Origin of the sequence: Streptomyces sennicomposti (assembly GCF_019890635.1) — a bacterium.
Classification (GTDB): domain Bacteria; phylum Actinomycetota; class Actinomycetes; order Streptomycetales; family Streptomycetaceae; genus Streptomyces; species Streptomyces sennicomposti.
The window spans coordinates 40,348-58,781 of sequence record NZ_JAIOAB010000011.1 but is presented as its reverse complement, the minus strand read 5'-3'; the positions used below and the strand labels follow the sequence as shown (position 1 = coordinate 58,781).

15 protein-coding genes are annotated in these 18,434 nt (G+C 74.2%); 2 read left to right on the top strand and 13 right to left on the bottom strand.

The window, feature by feature from the left end; genetic code table 11:
- Positions 1 to 313 precede the first annotated feature (313 nt).
- Positions 314 to 703: a RidA family protein gene (locus tag K7787_RS09340; protein ID WP_043260960.1), complete on the top strand. Its 390-nt coding sequence runs from the start codon at positions 314 to 316 to the stop codon at positions 701 to 703.
- A 33-nt stretch (positions 704 to 736) separates the two neighbouring features.
- Here the strand turns inward: K7787_RS09340 and K7787_RS09335 are convergent, their stop codons facing one another.
- The 3 genes from K7787_RS09335 to pdxH all read right to left on the bottom strand — a co-directional run bounded on the left by K7787_RS09335 (position 737) and on the right by pdxH (position 3,872).
- Positions 737 to 2,206, bottom strand: a complete 1,470-nt coding sequence (locus K7787_RS09335; protein WP_223001094.1) for a PAS domain-containing protein — start codon at positions 2,204 to 2,206, stop codon at positions 737 to 739.
- Between the two features lie 176 nt (positions 2,207 to 2,382).
- The gene (locus tag K7787_RS09330) at positions 2,383 to 3,138 is read right to left on the bottom strand and encodes an SIS domain-containing protein (protein WP_009189189.1); all 756 of its coding nucleotides are present in this window, start codon (positions 3,136 to 3,138) and stop codon (positions 2,383 to 2,385) included.
- A gap of 104 nt (positions 3,139 to 3,242) precedes the next feature.
- Positions 3,243 to 3,872 carry a pyridoxamine 5'-phosphate oxidase gene (pdxH, locus tag K7787_RS09325; protein WP_203622375.1) on the bottom strand — a complete coding sequence of 210 codons (630 nt, stop codon included), beginning with the start codon at positions 3,870 to 3,872 and terminating at the stop codon, positions 3,243 to 3,245.
- A gap of 350 nt (positions 3,873 to 4,222) precedes the next feature.
- On the opposite strand from pdxH, the gene K7787_RS09320 reads away from it, so the two are divergent.
- Positions 4,223 to 5,323: a citrate synthase 2 gene (locus K7787_RS09320; protein WP_027758790.1), complete on the top strand. Its 1,101-nt coding sequence runs from the start codon at positions 4,223 to 4,225 to the stop codon at positions 5,321 to 5,323.
- 39 nt (positions 5,324 to 5,362) lie between these two features.
- On the opposite strand, the gene K7787_RS09315 is transcribed toward K7787_RS09320, so the two are convergent.
- From K7787_RS09315 to K7787_RS09270, 10 genes are all read right to left on the bottom strand, one after another.
- A complete protein-coding gene (locus K7787_RS09315; protein ID WP_169438993.1) occupies positions 5,363 to 6,391 on the bottom strand; it encodes an isopenicillin N synthase family dioxygenase in 1,029 nt (342 codons plus the stop codon).
- 343 nt (positions 6,392 to 6,734) lie between these two features.
- Positions 6,735 to 7,346 carry a TetR/AcrR family transcriptional regulator gene (locus K7787_RS09310; RefSeq protein ID WP_223001093.1) on the bottom strand — a complete coding sequence of 204 codons (612 nt, stop codon included), beginning with the start codon at positions 7,344 to 7,346 and terminating at the stop codon, positions 6,735 to 6,737.
- Entirely contained in the window at positions 7,334 to 8,071 is a 738-nt protein-coding gene (locus K7787_RS09305) for an enoyl-CoA hydratase family protein (RefSeq protein WP_223001092.1), read from the bottom strand. Before K7787_RS09305 ends, K7787_RS09310 begins: the two co-directional genes overlap by 13 nt.
- Positions 8,068 to 9,636, bottom strand: coding sequence for a 4-coumarate--CoA ligase family protein (locus K7787_RS09300; RefSeq protein WP_169438992.1), 1,569 nt, complete (start codon positions 9,634 to 9,636; stop codon positions 8,068 to 8,070). The genes K7787_RS09305 and K7787_RS09300 overlap by 4 nt, the downstream gene beginning before the upstream one ends.
- A 63-nt stretch (positions 9,637 to 9,699) precedes the next feature.
- On the bottom strand, positions 9,700 to 10,860 hold the full coding sequence (locus K7787_RS09295; protein WP_169438991.1) for an acyl-CoA dehydrogenase family protein: 1,161 nt from the start codon (positions 10,858 to 10,860) through the stop codon (positions 9,700 to 9,702).
- Positions 10,861 to 10,945: 85 nt separating this feature from the next.
- On the bottom strand, positions 10,946 to 12,799 hold the full coding sequence (locus K7787_RS09290; protein WP_223001127.1) for an acetyl/propionyl/methylcrotonyl-CoA carboxylase subunit alpha: 1,854 nt from the start codon (positions 12,797 to 12,799) through the stop codon (positions 10,946 to 10,948).
- Between the two features lie 136 nt (positions 12,800 to 12,935).
- The gene (locus tag K7787_RS09285; RefSeq protein WP_164392049.1) at positions 12,936 to 14,534 is read right to left on the bottom strand and encodes an acyl-CoA carboxylase subunit beta; all 1,599 of its coding nucleotides are present in this window, start codon (positions 14,532 to 14,534) and stop codon (positions 12,936 to 12,938) included.
- Positions 14,531 to 16,225, bottom strand: a complete 1,695-nt coding sequence (locus K7787_RS09280) for an acyclic terpene utilization AtuA family protein (protein ID WP_223001091.1) — start codon at positions 16,223 to 16,225, stop codon at positions 14,531 to 14,533. The genes K7787_RS09285 and K7787_RS09280 overlap by 4 nt, the downstream gene beginning before the upstream one ends.
- The gene (locus K7787_RS09275) at positions 16,222 to 17,040 is read right to left on the bottom strand and encodes a TIGR03084 family metal-binding protein (protein ID WP_223001090.1); all 819 of its coding nucleotides are present in this window, start codon (positions 17,038 to 17,040) and stop codon (positions 16,222 to 16,224) included. Before K7787_RS09275 ends, K7787_RS09280 begins: the two co-directional genes overlap by 4 nt.
- A gap of 205 nt (positions 17,041 to 17,245) precedes the next feature.
- Positions 17,246 to 18,235: an EamA family transporter gene (locus K7787_RS09270; RefSeq protein WP_164392043.1), complete on the bottom strand. Its 990-nt coding sequence runs from the start codon at positions 18,233 to 18,235 to the stop codon at positions 17,246 to 17,248.
- Between the last annotated feature and the right edge of the window lie 199 nt (positions 18,236 to 18,434).

Here is an 18,434-nt window from a genome sequence, read left to right as displayed (position 1 = left end):
CGGACAAGCAGACGACCCGCGAGCTGGGTCCCTCCGCCTGACGGCGGAGAAGCCGGCCGGACGTACCGGCAGCTCGCGGGTCGGGTGACTGCTTGGGATTGGGCCGGCCGCACGCATCTTTCGCGCGCTGGTCCGGCACCGCACAGGATGTGGTGACGGGCCGCTAGCCCGCAGCCACCTCACGCGTCCGGTTCTCATACATCTGCCGAACCACCTCCCTTCTCGTGTGCTCCACACCCTAAGAACCGTCCGGGCTGGGATCAACCGCTTTTTTCCAAGGCGCCCGCACGGCCGCGCCGCTACTGTTCCGCGCATGACGCGGCGGTGGGCGGTGCTCAGTGGGTCGGTGTTCGAGGAGCGGATCGGTTATGCGCGGGCCGTGGTGGACGGGGAGTGGGTGCACGTGTCCGGGACGACCGGGTACGACTACGCGGCCATGACGATCTCCGAGGACGTGGTGGAGCAGGCCGAGCAGTGCCTGCGGAACATCGGGGCCGCGCTCGAGGAGGCCGGGTGCGGGTTCGAGGACGTGGTGCGGGTGCGGTACCTGCTGCCCGAGCGGGCGGACTTCGAGCCGTGCTGGCCGGTGCTGCGGCGGGTGTTCGGGCCGGTGCGGCCGGCGGCGACGATGATGGTGTGCGGGCTGGCGGATCCGGCGATGAAGATCGAGATCGAGGTGGACGCGCGCAGGCCGGGGGCCTGATCGTCAGGTGTTCCCCCCGGGGCTCGGCTCGGGTCAGGGGCGCGTCTCGCGGGTCAGGGCGGCCAGGTCCAGGGTGGTGGCGATGCGGGCGGCGACGTCCTCGGCGTAGGTCGTGTCGGGGCGTTCGAAGGGGGCGCGGCCCGAGGTGCGCAGGAAGGTGACGACGCCCAGGGTGCGGCCGCGGCTGCGCAGGACCGCGCACAGGGCGTGGACCGTGTCGGCCGGCCACTGGCGGGCCAGGGCCCATTCGTGCGCCTGTTCGGGCGGTGCGGTGCCGACGGTGGCGCGGACGGAGCCGTTGCGTTCGACGCACTGGAGGGCGGGGTGGCCGGGGCCGTAGCGGACGGGGAGGGCGGTGCGGCCGGTGCGCAGGCTGGGGCCGGGGCCGCCGGCCGGGGTGGCGGCGACGCGGACGAGGCGGGCCGGTGCGGCGGGCGCGTCGTCGGCGGGCGGGGCGGCGGGGGTGTGGCCGACGGGGGCCGTGGTGTCGTCGGCGAGGCGGTCGATGACGGCGTGGTCGGCGAAGCCGGCGAGGGCGAAGTCGAGGTGGACGGTGGCGGCGTCGAGCGGGTCCTCGCACTCGGCGGCGGCGCGGGCGGCGCGGTGCAGCTGGTTGGTGCGGAACCGCAGCAGGGAGGCCTCCTGTTCGCCCTGCTTGGTGCCGGTGACGTCCACGAACAGCCAGGCGACGCCGAGCGGCACGGGTTCCTCGGCCAGCGGTGAGGCGAGGCGGACGAAGCCGCTGCGCCAGCAGCGCCGCCGTTCGCCCTCCGGGGTGCGCACGCCGACCCAGATCTCGGCGGGGACGGGCGGCGCGCCCTCGGCGAGGACGTGGGTGAGGGCGCATTCGAGTTCCTCGACGCCCTGGGAGAGCAGTTCGCCGAGCGGGCGGCCGAGGGCGGCGGTGCGGCCGGTGCCGAGGGCGCGGGCGGCGTGGGCGTTGACGACGGCGGGGCGCAGGTCGGCGTCGACGAGGACGACGCCCCAGGAGGCGTCCTCGAAGAGGGCTTCGCTGAGCGCGATGGAGCGTTCGAGGTCGATCTGCGCGTGCACCTCGCTGAAGGCGCAGTACAGGCCGGCGGGGGCGCCGTCGGGGCCGCGGACGGCGGCGGACTGGGTGCGCACGAGGACGCGGCCGCCGTCCTTGGTGAGCAGGGCGAACTCGTGGACCTGGCGGCCGGGGGCGTGCATGGCGGCGAGCAGGCGGCGCTCGACGTCCTCGGCGTCGGCGCTGCGGACGGCCCAGCCGGCGAAGCCGTGCCGTCCGACGGCCTCGGCGGCGCTCCAGCCGAGGATGCGTTCGGCCTCGCGGTTCCAGTGGGTGACGACGCCGTCGGCGTCGAAGGCGCACAGGGCGGCGTCCATGCCGTCGAGGAGGGCGGCGAGCAGGTCGGAGCCGTCCGGGCCGGCGGGCGCGTCGTCGCACCCGGTCCGGCTCCGGTCCGGCTCGGGCTCGTCCGGCCCGAGTTCGTCGGTGGTCCCACTACGCCGGGAAGCACTCACCCTGGACCCCCTGCAGGCTGCGTCGGCGCGTCGTGCCGCGTCGTTTCACTCACTGGCCATCATTCAACTTGAACGTGACACAGCACACATCGGATTCCCGCAAGTTGGGGGCACTTCTCGGCCGGTCCATGGCCGCGCGGTCCGGGCGGGGCCCGCCCGGCGGCGGCGGGAGGGGGTCAGCGGCGGTAGAAGATCCGGTCGGCGTACTGGTCGAAGACGCGGGCGTTCCAGTCGTGGCCGCCGTCGACGTTGCCGGAGCGCAGCAGCGGGGGTTCGATGCCGCGGTCGGCGAGGGCCCCGGCGGCGGTGGCCATGACGGCCTGCATCAGGGCGGAGGTGACGACGGTGGAGGCGGGCGCGAAGGGCGCCGGGACGGTGTCGAGGGTGAGTTCCGCGTCGCCGACGGCGATCTTGGAGTCGAGGACGATGTCGCAGTGGTCCTTCAGGTACGTCCCGGAGACGTGCCGTGAGGTGGTCTGGGTGGCGTAGGCGACGGAGGTGACGCCGACGACCTTGATGCCGAGGGCGCGGGCGTTCAGGGCCATCTCGACGGGCAGGGCGTTGCGGCCGGACAGGGAGACGATCACGAGGGCGTCGCCGGACCGGATCGGGGAGCTGTCGAGGACGGCGGCGGCGAGTCCGTCGACGCGTTCCAGGGCGGAGCCGAGGGTGGCGGGCATGACGTCGACGCCGACGGCGCCGGGGACGGCGAGCAGGTTCATCAGGGCGAGTCCGCCGGCGCGGTAGACGACGTCCTGGGCGGCGAGGGAGGAGTGGCCGGCGCCGAAGGCGAAGAGGCGGCCGCCGTCGGCGACGGTGTCGGCGAGGAGGGTGCCGGCGGCCGTGATGGCGTCGGCCTCCTCGTCGCGGACCCGCTGGAGCAGGCCGATGGCCGCGTCGAAGAACTGGCCGGCGGGCGTACGGTCGCTCATGCGGGTTCCGTCCCTTCGGGGGGTGTCTGCGCGTCGCGATCACGGTGAGGTCTGGACCACAGCCGTGTCAATACGGCCCACCCGCCGCCCCGGCGGAAGTCCCCTCAGGGGCAGAGCCGTTCCACCCGCCAGCCGCCGTCGGGTTCGGCGACGTAGCGCAGGCGGTCGTGGAGGCGGTTCTCGCGGCCCTGCCAGAACTCGACCGAGCGGGGTGCGACCCGGAAGCCGCCCCAGTGCGGCGGTACGGGGACCTGCTCGCCCTCGGGGTAGCGGGCGGCGAGTTCGGCGTAGGCGGCGTCGAGGGCGCCGCGGGTGGCGATCACCGTGGACTGGGCGCTGGCCCACGCGCCGAGCTGGGAGCCGTGCGGGCGGGTGCGGAAGTAGGCGGCGGTCTCGTCGCGTCCGGTGCGGCGGGCGACGCCCTGGACGATGACCTGGCGGGCCATCGGGTGCCAGGGGAAGAGCAGCGAGACGTACGGGTTCTCGGCGAGGTCGCGGGCCTTGCGGGAGTCGTAGTTGGTGTAGAAGACGAAGCCCTGTTCGTCGAAGCCCTTGAGCAGCACCGTGCGGGAGCTGGGGCGGCCCTGGGCGTCCGCCGTGGAGACGATCATGGCGTTGGGCTCGAACAGGTGGCCCTCGGCGGCGGCCTGCCCGAACCAGTGGGCGAACTGCGCCACGGGCGTGTCGGCCAGGTCGGTCTCGGTGAGGCCCTCGTGCCGGTAGTGCTTGCGCATGGCGGCGAGGTCGAGGGACGCGGATTCTCCGGCTGCTCGGTCGGTCACGCGGTCATCTTGCCGTATCGGCGGCCCGGGGCCCCCGGGTGTCCTTCGTCACTGCGTGGCACCGAGTGCCGCGCACTCTCCCCAAAGGTGGCACTCGGGGATATCGTGCTGCTGCCGTACCGGTTGGGTGAGCGCCGACCGCACGGGGCACACAAGGGATGACCGCCCCGGACCGCGAGCCGCAGGACACGGCCGCGGAGCCGTACCGGCGGGCGCGCACGCAGATCCGCTTCCGTACCTTCGACGGCCCGGCCGTCGCCCCCACCGCACCATCTGCCGCACAGACCACGAGGAGCCGCCTGATGTCCGACTTCGTACCCGGGCTCGAGGGAGTCGTCGCGTTCGAGACGGAGATCGCCGAACCGGACAAGGAGGGCGGCGCCCTCCGCTACCGGGGCGTCGACATCGAGGAGCTGGTCGGCCACGTCTCCTTCGGCCATGTGTGGGGGCTGCTCGTCGACGGCGCCTTCAACCCCGGGCTGCCGCCGGCCGAGCCGTTCCCGATCCCGGTGCACTCGGGTGACATCCGGGTGGACGTGCAGTCGGCGCTGGCCATGCTCGCCCCGGTGTGGGGGCTGAAGCCGCTGCTGGACATCGACGCCGAGCAGGCCCGCGACGACCTGGCGCGGGCGGCCGTGATGGCGCTGTCGTACGTGGCGCAGTCGGCGCGCGGGCAGGGCCTGCCGATGGTGCCGCAGCGCGAGATCGACAAGGCGCACTCCATCACCGAGCGGTTCATGATCCGCTGGCGCGGCGAGCCCGACCCCAAGCACGTGGCGGCCGTGGACGCCTACTGGTCCTCCGCCGCCGAGCACGGCATGAACGCCTCCACGTTCACCGCCCGCGTGATCGCCTCCACCGGCGCGGACGTGGCCGCCGCCCTGTCGGGCGCGGTGGGCGCGATGTCCGGCCCGCTGCACGGCGGCGCGCCCTCCCGGGTGCTCGGCATGATCGAGGAGATCGAGCGGACCGGCGACGCGGTGGGCTATGTGAAGCGGACCCTGGACCGCGGCGAGCGGCTGATGGGCTTCGGCCACCGGGTGTACCGGGCGGAGGACCCGCGCGCGCGGGTGCTGCGGCGGACCGCGAAGGAGCTGGGCGCGCCGCGGTTCGAGGTGGCCGAGGCGCTGGAGAAGGCGGCGCTGGAGGAGCTGCACAACCGCCGCCCGGACCGGGTGCTGGCCACGAACGTGGAGTTCTGGGCGGCGATCATGCTGGACTTCGCCGAGGTGCCGGCGCACATGTTCACGTCGATGTTCACGTGCGCGCGGACCGCGGGCTGGTCGGCGCACATCCTGGAGCAGAAGCGCACCGGCCGCCTGGTGCGGCCCTCGGCCCGCTACATCGGCCCCGGTCCGCGCAGCCCGCGCGAGGTGGCGGGCTACGAGGACATCGCGCACTGACGGGACACGCCCGAGGACGACCGGGCGTACGTCAGGGCATCACGCGGGGCTCAGCAGCTCCGCGTGGTGCCGGCGGGCGACCAGGGGGTGGGCGCGCAGCTTGCCCTTCAGCTCGTTGTAGCCGTACTCGGCGAACAGCGGGTTGTCCGGGTCGTCGGTGACGCCGGGCGCGGTGGTGGCGTGCGGGAAGGGCAGCGGGGCCACCCGGGCGTCCAGGCGCGGGTTGTAGAAGAACGGCACGGAGAACCGCTCGGTGGCGCCGGGCGGGGAGACCACGCGGTGGTTGGTGGCCAGCAGGTAGCCGTTGGTGGCCACCTCCAGCAGCTCGCCGAGGTTCACGACGAACGCGCCCGGGATCGGCGGCACGTCGTGGAAGCGCCCGTCCTCGCGCTGCACCTGGAGCCCGCCGATCTCGTCCTGGAGCAGCAGGGTGAGGAAGCCGTAGTCCTTGTGCGCGCCGACGCCCTGGCCTGTGCCGTCGTCGGCGCTGCCGGGGTAGCGGACGAGTTTGAGCTGCGGGTGGGCGTGCTCGCCGAAGACCGGGTCGTAGAAGTCGGCGGGGGCGCCGATGGCGGTGAGCAGTTCGTGCAGCAGCCTGCGGGCGACGCCGCTGAGCCGGTCGATCCAGTGCAGGGCGGCGGTGCGCAGTTCGGGCAGGGCGGCCGGCCACTGGTTGGGGCCCTGGAGCCACCAGTAGGCGGGCTCGCCGGGCGCGGGGACGCGGGCGGGCCGTTCGGCGCCTATGTCGAGCTGGTCGCGCCAGTCGCGGGCGCCCGCGGTGCGTTCGTCGCCGGTGCGGGTGTAGCCGCGGAAGTGCGGGGAGCGCACGTTGTCCAGGGCGAGGCGGTCGGCCTCGGGCAGCTTGAAGAAGGCGTGCATGGCGGTGAGCAGGGCGTCGGTCTCGGCCTGGGTGACGCCGTGCCCGACGAGCTGGAAGAAGCCCACGTCGTGGGCGGCGCTGTGCAGTTGGGCGTGGAGCAGGGCCCGCGCCTGGGGGCCGCGGTCGGCCGCGGCGAGGTCGATGACGGGCAGCTGCTGGTACGACGGGTTCGTCGCCGTGTGGGTCATGAGGAGTCCGCGGGGTGTACGGGGGTCCGGGCCGCCCGTCGTGGGTGGGCGGGCGGCCGCGGAGGCCGGGGTGGGAGAGACCGGGTGGGCCGGGGTGCCGGTGGGGGCGCGCCGCTCGGGCGCCGCGGCGGCGAGGGACGGCAGAAGGTCCCTGCGGGGCGGGGGTCAGGCGGAGCGCCGACAGCCCATGCTCGTGACGCGCACGTAGTCCACGTGGCGGCGTCGGACGAGCATCGCAGGCATGCGCACAGGTTACTGCGGCCCGGCCGCCGCCGGTGTGGCCCGGTTCACGTTTTCCCGCACCCTCTTACGGGGCGTCCCGTCGGCCGCCGCGGGCCGGTGCTCAGCCGAGGGCCTCGTCGAGGAGGGCGGCCCACTGGACGACGACGCGTTCGCGGCGGGCGCTGTCGTCGGTGAGGAGGGTGGCCAGGCCCAGGCCGCGGGCCATGTCGAGGAAGCCCTGGACGGTCTCGCGGACGCCGGGGCGGGACTCGTCGGCGCCGAGCAGTTCCACGGCCATGCGGTGGGACTCGCGGCCGACGCGGGCCTCCAGCTCGGTGACGCGGGGGCGCAGCTGGTCCTCGTTGGAGGCGGCCACCCACAGGTGCAGGGCGGCGCGGAAGAGGGGGCCGGTGTAGAGGCCGACGAGGGCGGCGACGACGGCCCGGCGGTCGCCGGCGGGGCCCTCGCCGCCCTGCGGGAACAGGGCGGTGAGGGCGGTGGAGCGTTCCTCGGCGACGTACTCGACGGCGGCCGTGAACAGGTCCTCGCGGGTGGGGAAGTGGTGCTGCGCGGCGCCGCGGGAGACGCCGGCGCGTTCGGCGACGACGGACACCGTGGAGCCCGCCCAGCCGTGCTCGGCGAGGCAGGCCACAGCGGCCTCCAGCAGCCGCTGCCGGGTGGCGCGGCTGCGGTCCTGCTTGGGGCGGCGGTCGGCTGCGCTCACAGCGCCCATGCGGCATCCCGTCGTTCGAGGAAGGCCGTCATCCCCTCCCTGGCCTGGTCGGAGCTGAACAGCCGCGCCGAGAGCGCGGTCAGGTCGGCCGCCTCCCGGTCGATGGTCTCCAGCACCTTAGCCGTGAGCAGCCGCTTCGTCTCGGCCAGGCCCTGCGGCGAGGCCTTGCGCAGTCCGTCCAGGACGGGGGCGAGGACGGCGTCCACGTCGTCGCCGGCGGCGGTGAGCAGACCGACGCGTACGGCTTCGGCGGCGTCGAAGCGCTCGCCGGTGAGGTAGTGGCGGGCGACGGCGCGCGGGTCGGCTCGGGGCAGCACGGTCATGGAGATCACGGCGGGCGCGACCCCGATGCGCACCTCGGTGAAGGCGAAGGTGGCCGTGGTGGCCGCGGCGGTGATGTCGCAGGCGGCCAGGAGCCCGAGGCCCCCGGCGCGGACGTGCCCGGTGACGCGGGCGACGACGGGCTTGGGCACGGCCACGATCTGGCGCAGCAGCGCGACCAGCGCGTCCGGGTCGGGCGGGTCGCGCAGGTCGGCCCCGGCGCAGAACGTGGTGCCGCTGTGGGTGAGGACGACGGCGCGCACCTCGCCGTCCTCGCCGCACTCGGCGAGCGCGTCGGCGAGTTCGCCGACCAGGGCGGCGGACAGGGCGTTGCGGGTGGCGGCCGAGTCCAGGCTGAGGGTGGCGATGCCGCGGGTGCGGTCGCGGCCGACGAGGGCGGTCACGGGCGCTCCCTGAGCTGCCGGCGCAGGATCTTGCCGGAGACGGCGCGCGGCACGGCGTCGATGAAGGTGACCTTGCGGACGCGTTTGTAGGGGGCGACGCGTTCGGCGACGTACGCCATCACGTCCGCCTCGGTCAGCTCGCCGGCGCCGGCGCGGCGGACGACGTGGGCGTGCGGGATCTCGTTGCCGTCGTCGTTTCTCTCGCCGATGACGGCGGCGTCGGCGACGGCGGGGTGGGTGAGCAGCAGGGCCTCCAGTTCGGCGGGGGCCACCTGGTAGCCCTTGTACTTGATGAGTTCCTTGACGCGGTCCACGACGAAGAGCCAGCCGTCGGCGTCGACGTGGCCGACGTCCCCGGTGTGCAGCCAGCCGTCGGCGTCGATCATGGCGGCGGTGGCGTCGGGGCGGCCCAGGTAGCCCTTCATGACCTGCGGTCCGCGGATGAGGATCTCGCCGGGCTCGCCCACGCCGAGGTCGGCTCGGGGGTCGTCGAGGGAGACGATCCGCATCTCGGTGCCGGCGATGAGCCTGCCGACGGTGCCGGGCGGGGCCTTCTCCAGGGCGTCGGGCGGGGTGACGTGGGTGCCCGGGGACAGTTCCGTCATGCCGTAGGCCTGGCCGACCGGCGGCAGGCCGAGCCGCCGGGAGCAGGCGGCGGCGAGTTCGGCGTCCAGGGGTGCGGCCGCGCTGATGACGTACCGCAGCGAGGACAGGTCGTAGCCGTCCACCGCCGGGTGCTTGGCGAGGGCGAGGACGATCGGCGGGGCGACGTACAGGCCGGTGATGCGGTGGTTCTGGATCGCGGCGAGGAAGGTCTCCAGCTCGAAGCGGGGCAGGACGACGACGGTGGCGCCCTTGCGCAGGGGCGCGTTCATCAGGGCGGTGAGGCCGTAGATGTGGAAGAACGGCAGGACGGCGAGGATGCGTTCGCCGGGGCCTGAAGTGATCGCCGGGTCCAGTTGGGCGAGGTTGGTGGCGATCTGCCGGTGGGTGAGCATGACGCCCTTGGGGACGCCGGTGGTGCCCGAGGAGTACGGCAGGGCCGCGACGTCCGCCGCCGGATCGACGGCGACGGACGGTTCGGGCGCGGTGGAGGCGACCAGGTCGAGCAGCGAGCGGTGGCCGGGCGCGCTGTCGCAGACGAGGATCTCCCGGATGCCGCCGGCGAGTTCGGCGGCCCGGCGCGCCGCCGGGAGCAGCGGCGAGACGGTGACGATCCAGCGGGCGCCCGAGTCGGTGAGCTGTTTGGCCACTTCCTCGGGGGTGGCGAGGGGGTGGACGGTGGTGACCGTGGCGCCCGCGCGGGTGGCCGCGTAGAACGCGATCGGGAACGCCACGGTGTTGGGGCTGTGCAGGGCGAGGACGTCGCCCTTGCGTACGCCGGCCTCGGCGAGCGCGGCGGCGACACGGCGGTGGAAGCGGTCCACCTGTGCGTAGGTGAGGGTGGTGCCGTCCGTGCCGTCGATCAGTGCGGGCGCGTCGCCGAACTCGGCGGCGTGTCCCAGGACGGCGTCGTGGATGGGCAGTTCCACTGCCGGAACGTCTGCGTACGCGCTGCGGAACACGGTTCCTCCTCGCCCCGCCGGCCGGCGGGTGGGTACGGAGCGGTGCGGGTCGGGCGGTGCGGGTCAGTACGACTTGGGCAGGCCCAGGCTCTGGTGGGAGACGTAGTTCAGAATCATCTCCCGGCTCACCGGTGCGATGCGAGCCACGCGCGCGGCCGTTATCAGCGAGGCGAGTCCGTACTCGCGGGTGAGGCCGTTGCCGCCGAGGGTGTGCACGGCCTGGTCGACGGCGTTCACGCAGGCTTCCCCGGCCGCGTACTTGGCCATGTTGGCGGCCTCGCCCGCCCCGACATCGTCGCCCGCGTCGTAGAGGTGGGCGGCCTTCTGCATCATCAGGCGGGCGAGTTCGAGGTCGATGTGGGCTCGGGCCAGCGGGTGGGCGATGGCCTGGTGGGCGCCGATGGGGGTCTTCCACACGGTGCGCTCACGGGCGTAGTCGAGGGCGCGGCCGAGCGCGTAGCGGCCCATGCCGATCGCGAAGGCGGCGGTCATGATGCGCTCGGGGTTGAGGCCGGCGAACAGTTGCAGGAGCCCTGCGTCCTCGTCGCCGACGAGCGCGTCGGCGGGCAGCCGGACGTCGTCCAGCACCAGCTCGAACTGCTTCTCGGCGGCGTTCAGTTCCATGTCGATCGGGTTGCGCTGGAAGCCCTCGGCGTCCGGCGGCACGATGAACAGGCACGGCTTGAGGCGGCCGGTGCGGGCGTCCTCGGTGCGGCCGACGATCAGCACGGCGTCGGCGATGTCCACGCCGGAGATGAACACCTTGCGGCCGGTCAGCAGCCAGTCGTCGCCGTCGCGGCGGGCGGTGGTGGTGATGCGGTGCGAGTTGGAGCCGGCGTCGGGCTCGGTGATGCCGAAGGCCATGGTGCGGGTGCCGTCGGCGATGCCGGGCAGCCAGGTCCGCTTCTGCTCCTCGGTGCCGAAGCGGGCGATGACGGTGCCGCAGATGGCCGGTGAGACCACCAGCATGAGGAGGGGGCTGCCCGCGGCGCCCAGCTCCTCCAGGACGATGGACAGTTCGGTGACGCCGCCACCGCCTCCGCCGTACTCCTCGGGGAGGTTGACGCCGAGGTAGCCGAGTTTGCCCGCCTCCGCCCAGAGTTCGGCGGGGTGGCGGCCTTCGGCGACGGTGCGGGCGATGTAGTCGCGGCCGTAGCGCTTGCCGAGTGCGGCTACCGCCGCGCGGAGGTCCTTTTGTTCTTCGGATTCGATGACGGGGGTCATGTGAGTCTCCCGGGTGCGGGTTGGTTTGTGGCTGGTCGCGCTCGCGCGGCGGGGCCGCATGTCGGCTGGGTCCCGCGCCGCGCTCCTAAGGAGCGCTCTCCGCCACCACGGCCAGCAGGGCGCCGACCTCCACCTGCCGGCCCGGGGTGGCGTGCAGGGTCGTCAGGGTGCCGGTGGCGGGTGCGGTGATCTTGTGTTCCATCTTCATCGCCTCCAGCCAGAGCAGGGGCTGGCCGGCCTCGACCCGGGCGCCCTCGGCCAGGCCCTCGGCGACGCGGACGACCGTGCCCGGCATGGGGGCGAGCAGGGAGCCGGGGGCGCGCTGCGCGGCCGGATCGGGGAAGCGGGGCAGGACGGTGAGGGCGGTGCCGCCCACGTACACCTGGTCGCCGTGGCGGGCCACCTCGAACCGGCGCTGCACGCCGCCCACTTCGAGGACGACCAGGTGCGCGTCCGCGTGGACGACGCGTACGTCGTCGGTGTCAGCGGCGAGGCCGTCGCGGGTGTGCCGGTAGCGGGCCTCGTGCTCCTCCCCCGCCATCAGGTAGCGCTTGGTCTGCGGCTGGGAGGGCACGTTGCGCCAGCCGCCGAAGCGGGACCGGCCGCAGGCGTCGGCGAGCGCGGCGGCCAGCGGGGCGTACGGGTCGGGGGCGGGCTCGGTCAGCTCGGCGAGGTGGCGGTCGTAGAAGCCGGTGTCCATGCGGGCGGTCGCGAACTCCGGGTGCCTGAGCGAGCGCACCAGCAGGTCGCGGTTGGTGACCGGGCCGTGCACGGCGGCCCGCTCCAGGGCCCCGGCGAGCCTGCGCAGGGCCTCCACGCGCGTGGAGGCGTGGGCGACGACCTTGGCGAGCATCGGGTCGTAGTGGACGCCGATGGTGTCGCCGTCGCCGTACCCGGTGTCCAGGCGGACGCCGCCGGGGACGGCGAGGCGGTGCAGGACGCCGGTCTGCGGGGCCCAGTCGCGCGCGGGGTCCTCGGCGTACAGGCGGGCCTCGATCGCGTGCCCGCGCGCGGGCGGCGGTGCGCTCTCCAGGGCGTGGCCCTCGGCGACGCGGATCTGGAGGGCGACCAGGTCGATGCCGAACACGGCCTCGGTGACGGGGTGTTCGACCTGGAGGCGGGTGTTCATCTCCAGGAAGTGCGCCCGCCCGCCCGCGACCAGGAACTCCACGGTGCCGGCGCCGACGTAGTCGACCGCGCGGGCGGCGCGCACGGCCAGCTCGTACAGCTCGGCGGTGAGGGGTTCGGGCAGGCCGGGCGCCGGGGCCTCCTCGATGACCTTCTGGTGGCGGCGCTGGAGGGAGCAGTCGCGGGTGCCGAGCGGCCACACGGTGCCGTGGGCGTCGGCGAGGATCTGCACCTCGACGTGGCGGCCGCCCTCGACGTAGGGCTCGGTGAACACCTCGCCGTCGCCGAAGGCGCTCGCCGCCTCCGCGCGCGCGGCGGCCAGTTCCGCGTCCAGGTCCTCAAGGCGCCGTACGACGCGCATCCCGCGGCCGCCGCCGCCCGCCGCCGCCTTCACCAGCACCGGCAGATCGGCCTCGGTGACCTCCTTCAGGGGCTCGATGCCCATGAGCTGCTTGGCGCGGGTCTTGGACGCCATCGCCTCGATGGCCTCCGGCGGCGGCCCGATCCACACCAGGCCCGCGTCCAGGACGGCGCGGGCGAAGCCGGCGTTCTCGGACAGGAAGCCGTAGCCGGGGTGCACGGCGTCCGCGCCGGCCGCGAGCGCCGCCTTCACGATCAGGTCGCCGCGCAGATACGTCTCGGCCGGCGTGGCCCCCGGCAGGCGTACGGCGGCGTCGGCCACGCGCGCGTGCAGGGCGCCCGCGTCGGCGTCGGAGTGCACGGCGACCGTGCGGATGCCGAGGTCGCGGCAGGTGCGGAAGACGCGGCAGGCGATCTCGCCGCGGTTGGCGACCAGGACGGTCGAGATCACCGTGTCCGGCGGGATCGCGGGGTCCGTCCGCGTCGTGGTGTCCGGCGGGATCGCGGGGTCCGTCCGCGTCGTGGTGTCTGCCGGGATCGCGGGGTCCGTCGGCGTCATGGGGTTCGTCCTCACTGGTGTCGCTCCCTCACATCCGGAAGACGCCGAAGCCGCCGCGCGCGCCCTCGAAGGGGGCGGTGTGGATCGCGGACAGGCACAGGCCGAGGACGGTGCGGGTGTCGCGCGGGTCGATGACGCCGTCGTCGTACAGCCGCCCCGACAGGAACATCGGCAGCGACTCCGACTCGATCTGCTGTTCGACCATGGCGCGCAGCGCCGCGTCCGCCTCGTCGTCGTAGGGGTGGCCCTTGGCCGCCGCCGACTGGCGGGCGACGATCGAGAGCACGCCGGCGAGCTGCTGGGGGCCCATCACCGCGGACTTCGCGCTCGGCCAGGCGAACAGGAAGCGCGGGTCGTAGGCCCGCCCGCACATGCCGTAGTGCCCGGCGCCGTAGGAGGCGCCCATGAGGACGGACAGGTGCGGGACGCGCGAGTTGGAGACGGCGTTGATCATCATCGCGCCGTGCTTGATGATGCCGCCCTGCTCGTACTCGCGGCCGACCATGTAGCCGGTGGTGTTGTGCAGGAACAGCAGCGGGATGTCGCGCTGGTTGGCGAGCTGGATGAACTGCGCCGCCTTCTGCGACTCGGCGCTGAACAGGACGCCCTGCGCGTTGGCGAGGATGCCGACGGGATAGCCGTGCAGGGCGGCCCACCCGGTCACCAGGCTCGTCCCGTACAGCGGTTTGAACTCGTCGAAGTCGGAGCCGTCCACGATCCGGGCGATGACCTCGCGCGGGTCGAAGGGGACTTTCAGATCGCCGGGAACTATGCCGAGAAGCTCCCCGTTGTCGTATTTGGGCTCTTCGGCGAAGGGGGGATCGGGATGGGCCTTGCGGTGGTTGAGCCGGGCGACGACGCGGCGCGCCTGGCGCAGCGCGTCCCGCTCGTCCACGGCGAAGTAGTCGGCGAGACCGGACACGCGCGCGTGCATCTCGGCGCCGCCGAGGGACTCGTCGTCGCTCTCCTCGCCGGTGGCCATCTTCACCAGCGGCGGCCCGCCGAGGAACACCTTGGCGCGCTCCTTGACCATGATCACGTGGTCGGACATGCCGGGGACGTAGGCGCCGCCCGCGGTGGAGTTGCCGAAGACGACGGCGACGGTCGGGATGCCGGCCGCCGACAGCCGGGTGAGGTCGCGGAAGATGGCCCCGCCCGGGATGAAGATCTCCTTCTGGGAGGGCAGATCGGCGCCGCCGGACTCCACCAGGCTGATGCAGGGCAGCCGGTTGGCGAGCGCGATGTCGTTGGCGCGCAGCGCCTTCTTCAGGCTCCACGGATTGCTGGCCCCGCCGCGCACGGTCGGGTCGTTGGCGGTGATCAGGCACTCGACGCCCTCGACCACCCCGATCCCGGTGACCAGCGAGGCCCCGACCGTGTAGTCGCTGCCCCAGGCGGCCAGCGGCGACAGCTCCAGGAACGGCGTGTCGGGGTCGAGGAGCAGCTCGATGCGCTCGCGGGCGAGGAGCTTGCCGCGCTTACGGTGCCGTTCGACGTACTTGGGTCCGCCGCCCGCGAGGGCCTTGGCGTGCTCGGCCTCCAGCTCGGCCAGCTTGGCGAGCATGGCCTCGCGGTGGGCGCGGTAGTCGGGGGAGTTCACGTCCAGGGCGGTGGGAAGGACCGTCACAGCAGCACCTCCGGTATGTCCAGGTGGCGGGAGCGCAGCCACTCCCCGAGGGCCTTGGCCTGCGGATCGAAGCGGTGCTGGGCGGCGACGCCCTCGCCGAGGATCCCCTCGACGACAAAGTTCAGGGCGCGCAGATTCGGCAGCGCGTGCCGGGTCACGGTCAGCGTCCGGCTCTCCGGGACCAGTTGCCGGAACCGGTCGGCGGTCAGCTCGTGGGCCAGCCACCGCCAGGCGTCCTGCGACCGCGCCCACACGCCGACGTTGGCGTCGCCGCCCTTGTCCCCGCTGCGCGCCCCGGCGACCAGCCCGAGCGGCGCCCGGCGCACGGGCCCGGCCGGCAGCGGCTCCGGCAGCGCCGGCTCGGGCACGTCCGCCAGGACTCGCCCCTCCGGGGCGGGCGGTACGGAGATACGCCGGCCGTCGGGCAGGACGGCGATGTGCTCGACGGCGTCCTGGGGGACGTGGGCGGCCTCGAAGACGCCGTAGGGGGCGCCCTTGCCGGGCGGGGCGAGGACGTGGAAGCCGGGGTAGCCGGCGAGCGCCAGCTCGATCGCGGCGCCGCTGAAGGCGCGGCCCACGGCCTCGGGGTCCTGGTCCCGGACGACCAGCCGGAGCAGGGCGCTCGCGCACTCCTCGGTGTCGGCGTCGGGTCGGTCGGTGCGCACCAGGTCCCAGCGGACCTCGGCGGGCGGCTTCTTGGCCGCGTCGAAGGCGTCCCGCATCTGCTGCCGCACCAGGGCGGCCTTGTCCTCGATGTCGAGGCCGGTGAGGACGAAGGTGACCTCGTTGCGGAAGCCGCCGAGGCGGTTGAGCCCGACCTTCAGGGTGGGCGGCGGGGCCTCCCCGCGCACCCCCTCGATCCGCACCCGGTCCGGCCCGTCCTGGCTCAGCCGCACGGTGTCCAGCCGCGCGGTGACGTCGGGACCGGCGTAGCGCGCGCCGCCCGTCTCGTACAGGAGCTGCGCGGTGACCGTGCCGACGTCCACGACGCCGCCGGTGCCGGGGTGCTTGGTGACGACGCAGCCGCCGTCCTCGTGGATCTCGGCGAGCGGGAAGCCGGGGCGGCGCAGCCGGTCGAGGCCGTGCTCGGCGAAGAAGGCGTAGTTGCCGCCGGTGGCCTGCGCGCCGCACTCCAGCACATGCCCGGCGACGACGGCGCCGGCCAGCCGGTCGTAGTCGTCCGGCCGCCAGCCGAACCGCGCGGCGGCCGGGCCGGTGACCAGGGCCGCGTCACTCACGCGTCCGGTGACGACGATGTCCGCGCCGGCCCGCAGGCACTCGGCGATGCCGAAGCCGCCGAGGTAGGCGTGGGCGGCCAGGGCGCCCGGGTGCAGGGCGGTGCGGTCGTCGCCCTCGACGTGGGCGACGCGCACCGGGACGCCGAGCCGTCCGGCCAGCTCGCGCACCCGCTCGGCGAGCCCGGCGGGATTCAGCCCGCCCGCGTTGGCGACGATCCGCACCCCGCGCTCATGGGCGAGCCCGAGGCACTCCTCGAGCTGGCGCAGGAAGGTGCGGGCGTATCCGGCGGCGGGATCCTTGAGCCGGTCCCGGCCGAGGATGAGCATGGTCAGCTCGGCGAGATAGTCCCCGGTGAGGACGTCCAGCTCCCCTCCGGTGAGCATCTCGCGCAGGGCGTCGAAACGGTCGCCGTAGAAGCCGGAGGCGTTGCCTATGCGCAGGACGCCGGTCACGGGGCCTCCCCCGCACGGCCGCCCTCGGTCCCCGTCCGGGGCGGGCGGCCGGCGCCCGGCGGGCCGGCGAAGGCCTGCGCGATGTCCAGCCAGCGGTCGGCGTCCGGCCCCTCGGCGCGCACGGCGAGGTCGGCGCGGTGCGCGCGCTGGGTGACCAGCAGACAGAAGTCGAGGGCGGGCCCGGTCACCCGCTGGGCGGCGTCCTCGGGCCCGTACGTCCACAGCGCGCCGGACGGCGCGACGACCTCCACCCGGAACTCCTCGCCGGGCGCGGACAGCCCCCGCACCCCGAACGCGAAGTCCCGCGCCCGCACCCCGATGCGCACCACGTGCCGGAGCCGGTCGGTGGGGGCGCGCACCACGCCGAGGGCGTCGGCCACGTCCTGCCCGTGGGCCCAGGTCTCCATCAGCCGCCCGGTGGCCATGGAGGCCGCCGACATGGGCGGCCCGTACCAGGGGAACCGCGCACCGGGCGCGGAGTCCCGCAGCGCGCGGTCCAGGGCGGCCCGCCCCTCCCGCCACCGCGCCAGCAACTCCCCCGGCGGCAGCGCGGCCCCCTCCTCGGCCCCCTCGTCCACGAAGGCGTCGGGCGCGGCGAGCGCCTTCTCCACCAGCGCGCGGAACCGCTCGGAGTCGGTGACGGCGAGGAACGCGGAACGGTCGGTCCAGGCGAGGTGGGCGATCTGGTGCGCGACGCTCCACCCGGGCGCGGGCGTCGCCAGCCCCCACTGCTCGGCCCCCAACCCGGCGACCAGCCGGTCGAGTTCCTCGCTCTCGTCACGCAGATCATCGAACACGGGCGTCGGTTCGGACATGGGGGGAGCATGGCAGCGCGGCCAAAAACAATCAAGCATGCTTGCATGAATTCAGCCGAAAGAAACCGCCGCCGACCGGTCGCCGACGACGATCGAGAGGTACGGCTGAACGAAGGCACGCGGCAGGGAGGGCGCACACACAGGGAGGGCGCGCAGGGCAGCACCCGACAGGACGGTGCGCGCCGCACCGTGCGACGCGCGCCTCTCACGCCTCCGGCACCGCCCGTTTCCCCCGTCCCCGGCCCACCTGGGTGCGTACCGCGCCCATGCTCGCCGCGATGACCAGGGCGATGGCTACGCCCTCGGCCGGGGAGAGGGACTGGTTCAGGACGAGGAAGCCGGCGGTGGCGGCGAGGGCCGGTTCCAGGCTCATGAGGATGGCGAAGGTGGGGGCGGGCAGGCGGCGCAGGGCCAGCAGTTCGAGGGTGTAGGGCAGGACGGAGGACAGCATCGCCACCGCCGCGCCCAGGGCGAACGTCGTCGGGTCGGCGAGTTTCGTCCCCGACTCGGCGATCCCGAGCGGCAGGAACAGCACCGCGCCCACCGTCATCGCCAGGGCCAGCCCGTCGGCCTGCGGGAACCGCCGACCGGTACGCGCGCTGAAGACGATGTACGCCGCCCACATCGCGCCCGCGCCCACCGCGAAGGCGGCGCCCGCCGGATCGAGGTCGCCGAACCCTCCGCCGCCCAGCAGGAAGACGCCGGCCAGGGCCAGGGCCGCCCAGAGCGCGTTGACCGCCCGGCGGGAGGCCAGGACGGACAGGGCGAGCGGGCCGAGGACCTCCAGGGTGACGGCGGGGCCGAGCGGGATACGGGCGACGGACTGGTAGAAGAGGCCGTTCATCGCGGCCATCGCGACACCGAACGCCACGACCGTCCCCCAGTCGGCGCGCGAGTGGCCGCGCAGCCTGGGGCGGCAGACCACCAGCAGCACGATCGCGGCCACCAGCAGCCGCAGGCTCACCACGCCGAGCGCGCCCGCGCGCGGCATCAGCGTCACGGCCAGCGCGCCGCCGAACTGCACGGACACGCAGCCGCCGAGCACCAGCCCCACCGGCCCGAGCGCCCCGAACCGGCCGCCGCCGCCCGCACCCGCGGCCTTTCCGGCCTGCGGGACTGAAGGAGCGGCCGAGTTCGCGGCAGGGGCCGCGGGGGCGGACGGGAGGTCGGTGCCGGGGGTGCTCGGGGTACTCACGGGGCGGTCCAGGGGCTTGGGGTTTGTACAGCGCGATGTACTACTGAGTCCAGGGTAATAGACCCACGTCAGGCGCGTAAAGCATTTACGGGACTGTCCTCGCTCCCTCCCCCGCCCCGCACGGCCACGGCAGGCCGGGGTCATCGACCGACCGTGATCGGGAAAGCGGCATTGCGCCGATCGCCGACGATCCCGGTAG